We start from the raw sequence: 13,195 nt of genomic DNA on the forward strand, positions 1-13,195 counted from the left end.
GCGAAGGGGTTGAATCATGAGTTTTGAGATTATTCTCGGTGTGGTCATGTTCACCGCCATTGTGCTGGCACTGGTGGCGGTGATCCTGGTGGCCCGCTCCCGGCTGGTGGCCAGCGGTGATGTGCACATCAACATCAACAGCGATGAAGAAAAATCCATCGATGCCCCTGCCGGCGGCAAGTTGCTGGGGACCCTGGCCAATCAGGGTATCTTCCTGTCTTCTGCCTGTGGTGGCGGTGGTACCTGTGCCCAGTGCAAATGTAAGGTGCTGGACGGCGGTGGCGATATTCTGCCCACCGAAGAAGGCCACTTCACCAAGGGCGAGATTCGCGACGGCTGGCGTCTGAGCTGCCAGGTCAACGTGAAGCAGGACATGAAGATCGAAGTTCCGGAAGAGTTCTTCGGTGTGAAAAAGTGGGAGTGCGAGGTTATCGCCAATGATAACGTTGCCACCTTCATTAAAGAGCTGACCCTGAAACTGCCGGAAGGCGAGAATGTGGACTTCCGTGCTGGCGGCTATGTGCAGCTGGAAGCGCCGCCGTTCGACGTGAAGTTCTCTGATTTCGATATCGGTGAAGAGTACCGGGGCGACTGGGAGCGGTTTAACTTCTTTGACCTCAGCTGCAAGAACAACGAAGAAGTGATTCGCGCCTATTCCATGGCCAACTACCCGGAAGAGAAGGGTATTCTCAAGTTCAATATCCGGATTGCTACGCCACCTCCGGGTTCCAAGGATATTCCGCCGGGTATCATGAGTTCCTATGTCTTCAGCCTGAAGCCGGGCGACAAGATCACTGTGTTCGGGCCCTTCGGTGAATTCTTTGCCAAGAAGACCGATGCGGAAATGGTCTTTATTGGTGGCGGGGCCGGTATGGCACCCATGCGTAGCCATATCTTCGATCAGCTCAAGCGCCTGAACTCAAAGCGCAAGATGAGCTTCTGGTACGGTGCCCGTAGCTGGCGCGAAACCTTCTATAACGATGAATATGACAAGCTGGCCGAAGAGAACGATAACTTCGAATGGCACTTGGCATTGTCTGATCCCCAACCGGAAGATAACTGGGATGGCCTTACCGGCTTTATCCATAACGTGCTTTACGAGCAGTATCTGAAGGACCATCCGGCGCCGGAAGACTGTGAGTACTACATGTGTGGGCCGCCGATGATGAACGCCTCGGTGATCAAGATGCTTGATGACCTGGGTGTGGAACCGGAAAACATCCTGCTGGATGACTTCGGCGGATAACACCGAAAGCGCCGACCTGCGGGTCGGCGTTTGTTTTTGAGATACAAGATACAAGCGGCAAGCTACAACGCGTTATGCGTTTTCAGGTTTTGATCGTTTGTGCCCGCGCCTTACCGTTAATCGCGGGTGAAGCCTTGCAGAACATGGAGTTCCTTCTCGTGTTGAAGCTTGTAGCTTGCTGCTCTTTCTTAACCTCCGGACCTGAACAATGAGCCGCATCCTGCCCCTGCTGGTTTTTTCACTGACCCTTTGGCTGTCCGCCTGTGACGACAGCAAGAATCGCCTGTCCGTTCTCAGCGGCCCGACCATGGGCACTACCTGGAGTGTAAAGTTCAGCGGCACGCCCAAGGAAGGCGTGGACGATCTGAAAGCGGACATCGAGGCGGCGCTGGAACAGGTCAACGCAGAAATGAGCACCTACCGGCCGGAGTCCGATCTGAGTCGTTTCAATATGGCGGAAGCGGGCACGCTGATGGACTTGCCGGAGGATACGGTCAAGGTGCTGTCTGCGGCATTCAGTATTTCTGCCATGACCGACGGGGCCTATGACGTGACGGTGGGGCCGTTGGTGAACCTGTGGGGATTCGGCCCGGACCCGGACCGTTTTGAGCCGCCGTCAGAGGACGAGATCAACGCCGCCATGTCGCGGGTTGGTTGGCAGCAGCTGCTGCTCAACGACAATGAGCTTCTGCAGCCCGGCGATGTGTATGTGGACCTGTCGTCGATTGCCAAGGGTTTTGCCGTGGACAAGGTGGCAGAGTTGCTGGAAAGCCAGGGCCTGAAAAACTACCTGGTAGAAGTGGGGGGGGAACTGCGCGGTAGTGGCAGTAAACCCTACGGACAGCCCTGGCGGGTGGCCGTGGAACGGCCAATTGCCGGAGTGCGTGAGGTGGAACAGGTGGTGGCCCTGAAAGACATGGCTGTGGCCACCAGCGGCGATTACCGCAACTTCTTCGAGTCCGATGGGCAACTGTATTCACATACCCTGGATCCGAGAACCGGTTATCCTGTGGATCATATGCTGGCATCGGTGTCGGTGTTGCACGAAAGCGCCATGATGGCGGATGGCCTGTCCACCGCCATGACCGTGCTGGGCCCGGAAGCGGGCATGGCGTTTGCCAAACAGCATGAACTGGCCGTGTTTTTTATTGTCAGAAAGGATAAGGGCGTAGAAGAATTGTCCACGCCCGCCTTCGATGCAATCGTGGAGGAGAAATAACATGTTGATGACCATTATGGCCGCGGTGATCTTCATCGGCCTGCTTTTCACGGCCATGGCCGTCGGCGTGATTCTCTCCAACAAGCCGATCAAGGGCTCCTGTGGTGGCCTGGCCACCCTGGGCATGAAAGAAGGCTGCGAAATCTGCGGTGGTGACCGGGGCAAGTGCGAGGAAAATACCCAGAAGGTGGACGGCGAAAAAGCCGCCGCCCTGGGCAAGGATGTCATGAAGATGTAATGCCTCGCCTACCCAACAAAAAGCCCGCCTCGCGCGGGCTTTTTTGTGGATGGCCTATCCGTAAGGCGCGTTGCTGGCGGCGCGATAGGGTTCAGTGCAAGTTTCAAGTTGCAATGTCCAACGCGAAGAAAGCTCAATGGATATTCAATGCATGATCTTCGCGCCGAAACAGGAATCGCAGGTAAGTCCTCTGAAATTGGTGAAACCTTGACCGCGCCTTGCAACTTGTCACTTGCAACTTTCTCCTGCCATTCATTGCGCCGCCAGTCCTACGGATAGGGCTTGCCAGGGGCTCCCAGAACCACCGCCGTGCGCAGCTTGGCCTGACCGTACTTGCGCATCTGGTCGAACTTTTCCCGGGTGATGGGGATGTGTTGGCAGTCCAGCGGTACCTGGTCTTCGCCCGGGTCCGGGTCGTGGATGTAGAAGCACTCTTCGTCGCTGCCACTGATGGCCACCCAGTGGGGGGCCTTGCGGCCGTCCAGGCGCCAGGTGCTGATCAGCACCAGCACGATGCTGCCGGCAGCAATGGCGTCGTCCAGATCCGCGGCAGTAAAGTCTTCATAACAGACCGGCAGTGACTGAGCCTTGCAGGCCTCCACGAAATACTCGTGCAGGGTGGTGATCACGGCTTTCTTGTCCGTGTCGCGCACCGAGTCCACAAACAGCGGACCGGTCTGGTTGCACCAGACGCGAGCGTCCAGGCCGCGCTGACGGGCCGCCAGGGCCAGGCCCATGGGATGGCAGCCGCCGTGACCGGCGGTCATGAAAATGGTGGTGGCTTCGCGCCACAGCAGCAGCTCTTCGGTGGTGCTGGGTGGTTGCTGCTTAAGCGCCGCCAGCGCCATCAACAGACAGGCCGGGCCGCAGGTGAACGGCGTGGTCTGCTGTACCCAGGGCAAATGCAGCTGTTCCGCGTTGTCCGGCAGGTAGATAAGTCGCTTCTGGTAGCGCAGGGCATCCTGGTGGTCTTCGTAGTAATCCGGCGTCTGGGCAAAAAGACGGTAGCCACGCTTTTCGTAAAGGGCGATAGCGGCGGCGTTATCCTTGCGCACTTCCAGGCGCAGGTAAGGGCGGCGCTGCTGCAGTGCGTACTCTTCCGCTGCTTCCATGAGTTTCTCCCCCAGATTGCGGCCCCGTTGTTGCGGGTCTACGGCGATGGAGTAGAGGCGGGCCAGGCGGGTGCCCGGTTGCAGCAGCACCAGCACATAGCCTGCCAGGGCATTGGCTTCATCAACGGCGACAATCAGGCCGCTGTGTTGGCGCTTCAGCCATTTGCGAAAGCTGCGTCGGGAAAGACGATCCGATGAGAAGCAACGCTGTTCCAGCGCGGTGAGGGCGTCCAGGTCATCGGTGGTGGCGGGGCGGAGCTGAAAGCGGTACATAAAATGGGTTCCAGAAGATGCCCCAGCATAAGGTAGGGAACCGGCAACTCGCCAGTGGTATTGCAGCTGTGGTGACAGAATGTCTGTCACGGCATACTGGTGGAAATTTGGAGGGTGGAAATGCAGAAACAGGACCCGGTTCGTGGGTTGATATTGTCCGGGGGCGGCGCCCGTGGCGCCTATCAGGTTGGGGTGTTGGCAGCGATCGCAGAGTTGCTGCCCCGCGGGGAGCCAAATCCGTTTCCGATTATCTGCGGCACTTCTGCGGGCGCCATCAATGCAGCGTCACTGGCCGCCAATGCCGGTAATTTCCGTACGGCGATTCGCGGGCTGGAGCGCGTCTGGGCCAATATTACCGCCGAACAGGTCTACCGCACGGATACCTATGCGTTGCTGAAAGCGGTGGTTCGCTGGCTGTTTTCCGGTGTCACCACCGGTAAGACGCCAGAACGCAGTGCTCTGCTGGACAATATGCCGTTGCAGCGTCTGCTTACCCTGGTGATCAATTTTCGCCGTATTCGCGAGAACCTGGATCAGGGCCACTTACGCGCACTGGCGATCACCGCATCCGGTTATGCCAGTGGTGAGTCGGTGAGCTTTTTCCAGGGTGACAGTGAATTGCCGGAATGGGTGCGAGCCCGTCGTAAGGGCAAGCGCTCCGACATCGATGTGCAGCATCTGCTGGGGTCTGCGGCCATCCCTATCCTGTTTCCTGCCAGCAAGGTGGACGGCGCCTATTACGGTGACGGTGCCCTGCGGCAACTGGCGCCATTGAGCCCGGCACTGCATCTGGGGGCCTCCCGACTGCTGGTGATCGGGGTATCCGGCAATATGACGGCGGGCCATCAGCGCCAGTTAAGCGGTTATCCGTCCATGGCCCAGGTGCTCGGCCATGTGCTCAACAGCGTCTTTGTGGACACCCTGGAAGGGGATGTGGAGCGTCTGGAAAGGATTAACCGCACATTGTCTGCCATGAGCGAGCGCTCCCGCCGCAAGCATGGAATTCAGCTACGGCAGGTGGATGTGTTGAAGATCTACCCGTCCCGACCCATTGACGAAATTGCCGCCGAGCATATCAAGGAATTGCCCCGGGCACTGCGTTTCTTCCTGCGGGGGTCCGGTGCCACCCGGTCGCCGGGGGCCAGTGCCATGAGTTATCTGTTGTTCGAACCAGGGTTCACCCGCAGCCTGATCGAGATGGGCCGCAAGGATGCCATGGCCCGCAAGGAAGAAATCCTGGCGTTCTTTGCGGATCAGCCGTTCAGTGCGGCGGTTTCCGAGGACGAATAACGGGGGCTGCGCCGGAAGTGGCTGACAAAGCTGGTGGGGTAGTCGGTGATGATGCCGTCCACCTGCAGTTTGGCCAGCCGGTCCGCTTCGGTGAGATCATTCACCGTCCACACCGACACTTTCAGGCCACGTTTGCGAGCCCGGCGCATTAACGCCGGGGTCACCAGCGAGTAGTGCGGCATCAGCCAGTTGCAGCCCAGGCCGTGGGCCCGGCGGGTGGGTTGCAGGTAGCGGTACTGGCACACATAGCCCCGTTCCACATCCGGTGCCATGGTGCCGATCATGCGCAGAAAGCCAGTATGGCTGGAGGTCACCACCACCCGCGATTGCAGGCGCTGCTCATGGATCATGTGAGTGAGGTGATGGGCCAGCTGATGCAGCACCACCCGGTCCGCCCCTTTTACCTCGAACTGGAAACGCATGGCCGGTCCGCACAGTTCCACCACTTCCTGTAAGGACGGAATCCCCGTAGGGCTGTGCCAGCCGGGGGTATTACGGCGAGCATCCATGGTGCCCAGCTGCGAGCGGGTGTACTGACGTACATCGCCGCGCATGCCGGTGGTGCGAGTCACGTCACTATCGTGCAGCACGATCAGGTGGCCATCGGCGGAGAGCCGCACATCCAGTTCCATTTCCGTGACACCGGCCTCCAGAGCTACCTGAAAGCTGGCCAGGGTATTTTCCGGGGCCTCGCCGCGTGCGCCCCGGTGGCCGACCAGTGTCGGGTGGCGAGGGGCTGTGCTGGGTGCTGTCATCGCGATAGTCATACCACTATTGTTTTGGTGAAAGATGACAGCGGGATGACCTGGAGACAAGAGGAAAAATTGTCATTTTTATGACATGAGCGAAGCGTAGCGTGCACGCTGCATGGAATAGCCGGGAGAATGGTTTGGCGGTACTGAAACGCTATGTGCATTTTTTTATGATGAGCTGGTTGCCGGCCTACGATGGCCGGGCAGGGCGGTTTTCCCTGCAGCGGCTGCTGGTCATGACGCTGTTCTGGCCACTGTTCCTGCTGGTGCAGGCCATCAATGGCCTGGGCCTGTTGCTGGATTATGTGCTGTTTCCGGATTTTCGCCGCGTCCAGGTGCGCGAGCCGCTTTTTGTGGTGGGCGTGCCCCGCAGCGGTACCACCTTCCTGCATCGCCTGCTGGCCATGGACGAACGCTTTACCACTACGGCCCTGTGGGAGTTGCTGTTTGCCCCATCAATTACCCAGCGCTATTTCTGGACCGCTATTGCCCGCCTTGATGGATGGATTGGCCGGCCTGCGGGGCGCTTGCTGTTAGGGCTCGAACGGCGCCTGCTCGGCGGTCTGGATGGGGTGCACAAGACCGGGCTGCTGGACCCTGAAGAGGACTACCTGGCACTGATGCCGGTGTGGGGCTGCTTCCTGCTGGTACTGGCCGTGCCGGTGCCGGCCCTGTGGCGTCTCACCTATCTGGACCGGGATGGCACGGACAAGGAAAAGCAGCGGCTGATCGCGGCCTATCGGCGCTTTGTGCAGCGGCATCTTTATTTTCATGGCAGCCACAAACAACTGTTGTCCAAGAACCCGTCGTTCACGCCGTGGATGGCGACCCTGGCGGAGGCTTTCCCGGATGCCCGCTTTATCGGCTGTATCCGCAACCCCAGCGCGGCGGTGCCATCCCAGATCAATTCCATCCTGATTGGCGCGCGCCTGTTCGATGGTCGCGATACCACCGATTACTGGCGCCAGGGCTTTATGGCCATGCTCGATTATTACTATCGCCATGTGCTGGAGGTGCTGGAAAGCCTGCCGCCGGAACGCCAGGCGCTGTCGGTGATGGAGCAACTGGCCCCGGCGCCGGCAGAAACCGTGTTGGCGTTTTATCAGCGCTTTGGCTGGCAATCCGACACGGCTTTTCGCCAACGACTTGACGCGCAAGACCGCAAGGCAAAACAGTACCGCAGCGGCCATCATTACAACTCGGACGAACTGGGCGTAAGTCCCCATGAACTGGCTGATGTCTTCGGCTGGGTCTATGACCGTTTCGGATACCCACTCCCCAGCACCGATTAAAAACCGTTGCTGGAGCAGGATCGTCGCTTGAGGGGCGAATCTGCTTACGACACCAGTTGCGAGTCACGAGAAGCGAGTAACGAAAATCGAAACCTGAAACCCGCGAATGAATGTTTGGTTTTCGAAACTCGCTTCTGGCAACTCGAAACCGTTTGGGTTCGCGCCGCCAGCGACGCTCCTACGGCGAGCTCGGGGTCCGTTACATCTTGTCGCAATTCCCCGGTCATGGTGCGGCAATGCTGTCACATTATCGACATGAGAGGCGCTGATACTGGCGCCCATGGATACCAAAGAGCTACGCATACTGTTTGTGGTGGATGCGATCAAGGGTCGGAATGGCGTCGGCGCCTACTTCCAGGACCTGGTCTCGCATCTCAAGGACCATGTGGCCCAGGTGGAACTGGTGCAGCCCTGCATGGAGGAACCGCATCCTTGCCAGGGTGCCTCCATGCCGATCCCCGGCGACCCCACCCAGCGACTCTTCTTTCCCAGGGTGCGTGAATTGAGCGCCCTGGTCTGGGAAATGAAACCCCACGTTATCGTGATTCCCGGCCCCGGGATTTTTTCCATGATCGGTTACTGGATCGCCCGCAAGTGGGGCATCCCGGTCTGCGTCACTTTCCAGACTGATTACAACCGGCTGGTGGAATTGTACTGGGGCCGCCGGCTGGCCAGGCTGGCCGGCGGCCTGCTCAACTGGGTCAACCGCACCCTGTTCCAGGGCAGTGAAACCGCCGCCACCATCTGTGAATCCATGATCGCCCAGGCCCGCGCCGCCGGTGCCCGCAACCCGCAGTTGGTGGGCACACCGCTGGCCCGGGAGTTTGTGCACACAACGGTCACCGGACTGGATGGCAGCGTACAAAAGGTCTGTTATGTGGGCCGGCTGGCGGCAGAAAAGAATATCGAGTCCTTCCTGGCCCTGGCCTCATCGCGGCCGGATCTGCAGTTCGAGGTGGCCGGTGACGGACCACTGCGCAGCAAGGTGGAGCAGGCCTGTAAGGCATCCGCCAATCTGACCTTTCATGGCTGGTGTAGCCGCCAGCAGGTGGTGGAGATTCTCGACCGCTGTCAGGTACTGGTGCTGCCTTCTTCGGTGGAAGCCTTCGGCACCGTGGCACTGGAGGCCATGGCCCGGGAGCGGCTGGTGATCACCACACCGGCCTGCGGCATCAACGAATGGCCCGCCCTGGCGGCGGGGTTGTGGATCATGGAACCTCAGGAAAGCCTGAACCAGACCCTGGACCGCTTGCAGTCGCTGAGCCCGGTAGTACGTGACCTGAAGGCGAAGCAGGCCCGGAAGGCGGCACTGGCCATGAACCGGGATGCCATCGAGCACTGGGCCGGGGTGCTGGGCCAGTGTGCCCAGATGGTACCTGCTGCCAATCGGTCCCTGCCTTCCCCGACCCTGGCGCTGCTGCGTCGCCTGAGCAGCAACTATGCCCGCAGCGCCCTCTGAGTCGTTAGTCGCTCCTCGGGCACTGGTGTCCATCCATGATGTGATGCCGGAAACCCGTGAGCAGGTTAGCCAGATTCTGGCTCTGTTGCCGCAGGTTCCACAGGGGGTGACCTTGCTGGTGGTGCCGGGGCGGGATTGGCAAACGGCAGATCTGGACTGGCTGCATCAGCTCCAGCAGCAGGGGTACCCGCTGGCTGGCCATGGTTGGCTGCATCGCTGCGACTCACCCATCAGTCTCTATCACCGCTTGCACAGCCTGTTACTGTCGCGGCGGGTGGCGGAGCATCTTTCCCTGTCGGCCAGTGGTATCGAGGCGTTGATACGGAACTGCCACCAATGGTTTTTGGATCAGGGTCTGCAACCCTGTGATCTATACGTGCCTCCGGCCTGGGCCATGGGCGCGATTCATCGCGAGCAACTGGCGGACATGCCGTTTCGGCTATTCGAAACCCTGAGCGGGGTTTACGATGCGCAAGCGCAAAAGATGCATCCGCTCCCCCTGGCCGGCTTTGAAGCTGATACCCCGATACGGGAGTGGTTGTTGCGAGGGTTCAATCATCTCAATTGGCGTCGGGCCTGCCACACTGGCCAGCCCTTGCGAATCGGCATTCACCCTGATGATCTTAAACTGCGGCTGAGCAACAGGGTGGCACCGATGGTGGAGGCTGTCGGAGAGAGCCTCCCCTATACCTCAGCCGCGTTACTGCCTCGCTATGATTGCATCTCTGGATAAGCCCTTGTGAGACGCATATAGGCCCGCACCACAGGCTGGTCTTTCTCGACTAGTGAGTGGATTGGGCGGGCGCTCAGGGCTGGCTTTATTGCTGGGATTGCTGGGCCTTGGCCGTGCACTGGAAAGTTGTGCTCAGGGTCCAGGCGATGCAATCGCCATCCTGGGTTTCCGTCTTGCAGGATTTGCTGGGTGAATCGGAAGGCAGTGCGCCGTTGTAACCCCAGCTCTGGCACTGGGCGGTGGCTTTCTGCAGGCCCTGTTGCCAGTCCACCTTGGGGCTTTGCATCAGGCTGTAGTCGTAGGACATGACCACGGTGCCTTCGGACTGGTTGCCGTCAGAGACTTCCATGGCCGAGGGGGCGGCACAGGATGTCAGGGCGGCAGCAAACAAAATAATCAATGAGCGCATCGTCGTAACTCCATGGGTATGGCTGAAAAACGGCAAACCTACTGTCTGGCTTCGAGTCTCTCAAGGGGCTTTCTGTAACCCTGTGGACCCGATCAATCCCGGTAGCGTTTGCTCAGGTCCTGGTAGGCATCCACCCGGCGGTCGCGCAGGTAGGGCCAGATGCGGCGTACGGACTCGCTGCGTTGCATGTCCACGTCGGCGAGTAGTACCTGTTCGTTGTCATTGTCAGCCTGTGCCAGGAATTCGCCCTGGGGGCCGCAGACAAAACTGTTACCCCAGAACTGGATGCCAGTCTCATCCACCGGGCTTTGTTCGAAGCCGGTGCGATTGGCGACCAGCACCGGCAGCCCATTGGCGATCCCGTGGGCGCGCTGGATAGTGACCCAGGCGTTGAGCTGACGGCTTTTTTCCCCGTCATCGTCACTGGGGTCCCAACCGATAGCGGTGGGGTAGAGCAGGAGGTCGGCACCGGCCAGGGCCATCAGGCGCGCTGCTTCCGGGTACCACTGATCCCAGCAGACCAGCAGGCCCAGTTTGCCGACACTGGTTTCGATAGGGCTGAAGCCGCTACGGCCATCGTTGAAGTCAGCATCCCCGGGGGTGAAGTAGAACTTCTCGTAGAAGCCCGGATCATCAGGAATGTGCATCTTGCGATAGATGCCAGCCAGGCTGCCGTCCTTTTCCAGTACCACGGCGGTGTTGTGGTAGAGGCCGGTGGCTCGCTTTTCGAACAGGCTGCCGACGATGACAATGCCCAGTTCTTTGGCCAGAGCTCCGAGCGTCTCGGTGCTGGGGCCGGGGATGGTTTCTGCCAGGTCAAAGACCGCGGTGTCTTCGGTCTGACAGAAATACAGACTGCGATGCAGCTCCTGCAGCAGTACCAGCTCGGCGCCCTTGTCCGCAGCCTCGCGGATCAGTGCCAGGGAATGGTCCAGGTTGGCTTGCAGGTCAGTGCTGTTTTTCTGCTGGATAACGGCCACGCGCATGAAATTCTCCTTCAACCTTTCCAACAGCCCACTAGACCGCGCCACGGGGCAGTTGCATGGTGACACAGTGCAGGCTGCCATGTTGTTCGATCAATACCCGACAGTTTACCGGGGTCACGGTGCGGTTGCCGCACACCGTTTGCATGGCGTCGATGGCAGGCTGGTCGGTGTCGCACCCATAAACCGGCAGCAGGATTTTCTCATTGGTAATAAGAAAGTTGGCATAGGTGGCCGGTAGCCGTTCGCCTTCCCGGTTGAATTGCGGGGTGGGCAGGGGCAGAGGTACCAGGGTCAGATTGTGCTGCCTTGCCAGTGCTTGTAACTCCTGCTCCATGGCGGCCAGGTTGGCGTAGTGGCTGTCGTCCTGATCCCGGCATTGCACATAGGCGATGGTACGGGCATCCACGAAGCGCGCCAGGGTGTCCACATGAGCGTCGGTATCGTCGCCTTCCAGTTCGCCGTGGTCCAGCCACCAGATATCGCTGACGCCCAGCTGTTCCTTGAGCAGGGCGGTGAGTTCCGCTTCGGTCAGGTCCGGGTTGCGATTGGGGTTGCGCAGGCAGTGGCGGGTAGTGAGCAGGTTGCCCTGGCCATCGGTGTCGATGGCGCCCCCTTCGAGCACTAGTGAGGGGCTGTGCAGGGGCAGTTGCCAGGGCAGGCGGCGATTCAGGGTGTTGTCCTTGTCGGCATCGAATTTGCCGCCCCAGCCGGTGAAGGTGTAATCCAGCAGCTCCACGTTGCCGTTGTCTTCCACGGCGATGGGGCCGAAATCCCGAGCCCAGGTATCGTTGTAGTCGGCGATGATCAGTTCAAGGCGGGCGATATCCAGGCCGCGTTCGGCGGCAAGGGTTCTGATGCGCTGTTCGCTGGCGACATCACGGCATACCAGTCGCACTTGCTGATGGTCCAGCAGGGCGGTGAGGAGATCCAGGTAACAGTGTTCGGCGTCGACGAGATGATCCACCCAATCGGTGTGGGTGTCGGGCCAGGCCAGCAGCACCCCCCACTGGGGGTGCCATTCAGGAAGAAGTCGGCGCATGCTCAGTAAGTCCGCTAGGAGGGTGCAATGCGCGCGAGTGTGCTACCGGCGGGCATCCCAGTCAATAGAGAAGCCGCCTTCGGATTCTTCCTCCACTTGCTCGACCTTTTGCTCGGCCTCGTCAGCCTTTTCCTGCACGTCGGCCTCCACCTGTTGCTTTGCGTCGCTGGCCTTTTTCTGCGTATCAGCGGCGGTGTCTTCGGTCTGTTGTTCGGCGTCTTTTACCGCGTCGGTGGCTTGCGCTTCTGCCTGGTCGGCCTCGGCTTTCACCGTCTCAGCGGTTTCTTTGGCCTGCTGTTCCAGCTGTTGCTGTTTTTTTGCCGCAGCCTGCTCGGGAGCCACTTCGCCAGCGATGATGATGCGACCGGTGACCGGGTCAAAGCGGAATTCGCCTTCGGCCGGTGGCTGCTCGGTGGATTGAGGCTCAGCAGCCGGTTCTGAAACCGCTTGCGGAGCGTCCTCGGTAACCTTGGCTTGTGGCTCTGGAGCAGGTTCTGGCTCAGGTTCAGGCTCAGGCTTGGCGTCCTGTTGCGGGGCTTCCGGTTCCGGGGCGTCGTTGGCAGCGGGTTGTTGCTTGACTGGTGCCTCTTCCTCGGCTTCTGCGCCTACAAAACTGCCGGTCACCGGATCGAACATGGGTGGCGCTGTGCTTTCCGGCGCTGTTTGTTGTTCCTGTTCGGTATCGGTTGTGGTTTCCTCAATGGCGGGCAGTTCCTGAGTGCCGGACACCACATCCGGTGCCGTACTGGCCGGGCGATCGACCACGGTATGCAGGGTGATGCCATTTTCGAAATACACGGAGAAACCGTCGTAGTTCCAGCGGGTGATTGCCGGTGAGCCCACCGGGCCCCGGACAGAGGAGGGTGAACCGAAGTCTGCTCGTACCCGCGCCTCAGACATGCCGCGTTGGGGAACTTCGGCGGCCAGTGCCGCAGCAGGCAGCGCCAGCGCTGCCGAGGCCAGCAGCGTCATTATTCTTATCTTCATTTCTTCCCCCGGCGAGATGTATTTTCTTTCGATATTAGAAAGTTAGGGACGGTTATTCAACCACTTTGCCAGATCCTGAACGCGGACGCCGTTCACAAAGCAGGATTCGTAATGTAGCAGTTTTCCAGACCCGTGGTATTTGTCTCGGGTTTCGGGTTAA

The 13,195-nt window shown here is 59.7% G+C and carries 13 protein-coding genes; 7 read left to right on the forward strand and 6 right to left on the reverse strand.

Translation table 11 applies throughout. The features are described from left to right. Window positions 1–16: 16 nt before the first annotated feature. The 3 genes from nqrF (at window position 17) to nqrM (ending at window position 2,703) form a co-directional block, all read left to right on the forward strand. A complete protein-coding gene (gene nqrF, locus KZ772_RS01520; protein ID WP_290538135.1) occupies window positions 17–1,246 on the forward strand; it encodes an NADH:ubiquinone reductase (Na(+)-transporting) subunit F in 1,230 nt (409 codons plus the stop codon). 208 nt (window positions 1,247–1,454) lie between these two features. Next, window positions 1,455–2,465 carry an FAD:protein FMN transferase gene (locus KZ772_RS01525; RefSeq protein ID WP_290538136.1) on the forward strand — a complete coding sequence of 337 codons (1,011 nt, stop codon included), beginning with the start codon at window positions 1,455–1,457 and terminating at the stop codon, window positions 2,463–2,465. Between the two features lies 1 nt (window position 2,466). Beyond that, window positions 2,467–2,703: a (Na+)-NQR maturation NqrM gene (nqrM, locus tag KZ772_RS01530; RefSeq protein ID WP_290509495.1), complete on the forward strand. Its 237-nt coding sequence runs from the start codon at window positions 2,467–2,469 to the stop codon at window positions 2,701–2,703. A gap of 269 nt (window positions 2,704–2,972) precedes the next feature. On the opposite strand, the gene KZ772_RS01535 is transcribed toward nqrM, so the two are convergent. Then, entirely contained in the window at window positions 2,973–4,088 is a 1,116-nt protein-coding gene (locus KZ772_RS01535) for a GNAT family N-acetyltransferase/peptidase C39 family protein (protein WP_290538137.1), read from the reverse strand. Window positions 4,089–4,208: 120 nt separating this feature from the next. On the opposite strand from KZ772_RS01535, the gene KZ772_RS01540 reads away from it, so the two are divergent. After that, window positions 4,209–5,378, forward strand: a complete 1,170-nt coding sequence (locus KZ772_RS01540; protein ID WP_290538138.1) for a patatin-like phospholipase family protein — start codon at window positions 4,209–4,211, stop codon at window positions 5,376–5,378. Here the strand turns inward: KZ772_RS01540 and KZ772_RS01545 are convergent. Next, the gene (locus KZ772_RS01545; protein WP_290538139.1) at window positions 5,342–6,133 is read right to left on the reverse strand and encodes a glycerophosphodiester phosphodiesterase; all 792 of its coding nucleotides are present in this window, start codon (window positions 6,131–6,133) and stop codon (window positions 5,342–5,344) included. The genes KZ772_RS01540 and KZ772_RS01545 overlap by 37 nt on opposite strands. A gap of 134 nt (window positions 6,134–6,267) precedes the next feature. Here KZ772_RS01545 and KZ772_RS01550 point away from each other — a divergent pair, with 134 nt between their 5' ends. The 3 genes from KZ772_RS01550 (at window position 6,268) to KZ772_RS01560 (ending at window position 9,614) form a co-directional block, all read left to right on the forward strand. Then, on the forward strand, window positions 6,268–7,422 hold the full coding sequence (locus tag KZ772_RS01550; protein WP_290538140.1) for a sulfotransferase: 1,155 nt from the start codon (window positions 6,268–6,270) through the stop codon (window positions 7,420–7,422). A 280-nt stretch (window positions 7,423–7,702) separates the two neighbouring features. After that, window positions 7,703–8,881, forward strand: coding sequence for a glycosyltransferase (locus KZ772_RS01555; protein WP_290538141.1), 1,179 nt, complete (start codon window positions 7,703–7,705; stop codon window positions 8,879–8,881). Continuing rightward, window positions 8,862–9,614 carry a polysaccharide deacetylase family protein gene (locus KZ772_RS01560; RefSeq protein WP_290538142.1) on the forward strand — a complete coding sequence of 251 codons (753 nt, stop codon included), beginning with the start codon at window positions 8,862–8,864 and terminating at the stop codon, window positions 9,612–9,614. The genes KZ772_RS01555 and KZ772_RS01560 overlap by 20 nt, the downstream gene beginning before the upstream one ends. A gap of 85 nt (window positions 9,615–9,699) precedes the next feature. On the opposite strand, the gene yecR is transcribed toward KZ772_RS01560, so the two are convergent. The 4 genes from yecR to KZ772_RS01580 all read right to left on the reverse strand — a co-directional run bounded on the left by yecR (window position 9,700) and on the right by KZ772_RS01580 (window position 13,035). After that, entirely contained in the window at window positions 9,700–10,023 is a 324-nt protein-coding gene (gene yecR / locus KZ772_RS01565) for a YecR family lipoprotein (RefSeq protein WP_290538143.1), read from the reverse strand. Between the two features lie 92 nt (window positions 10,024–10,115). After that, a complete protein-coding gene (locus KZ772_RS01570) occupies window positions 10,116–11,009 on the reverse strand; it encodes a carbon-nitrogen hydrolase (RefSeq protein WP_290538144.1) in 894 nt (297 codons plus the stop codon). Between the two features lie 31 nt (window positions 11,010–11,040). Beyond that, on the reverse strand, window positions 11,041–12,048 hold the full coding sequence (locus tag KZ772_RS01575; protein ID WP_290538145.1) for an agmatine deiminase family protein: 1,008 nt from the start codon (window positions 12,046–12,048) through the stop codon (window positions 11,041–11,043). Window positions 12,049–12,090: 42 nt separating this feature from the next. Next, complete coding sequence (locus KZ772_RS01580; RefSeq protein WP_290538146.1) at window positions 12,091–13,035, reverse strand: hypothetical protein; 945 nt, start codon at window positions 13,033–13,035, stop codon at window positions 12,091–12,093. Window positions 13,036–13,195: the final 160 nt, after the last annotated feature.

This window comes from Alcanivorax sp. (assembly GCF_019431375.1).
Taxonomy (GTDB): domain Bacteria; phylum Pseudomonadota; class Gammaproteobacteria; order Pseudomonadales; family Alcanivoracaceae; genus Alcanivorax; species Alcanivorax jadensis_A.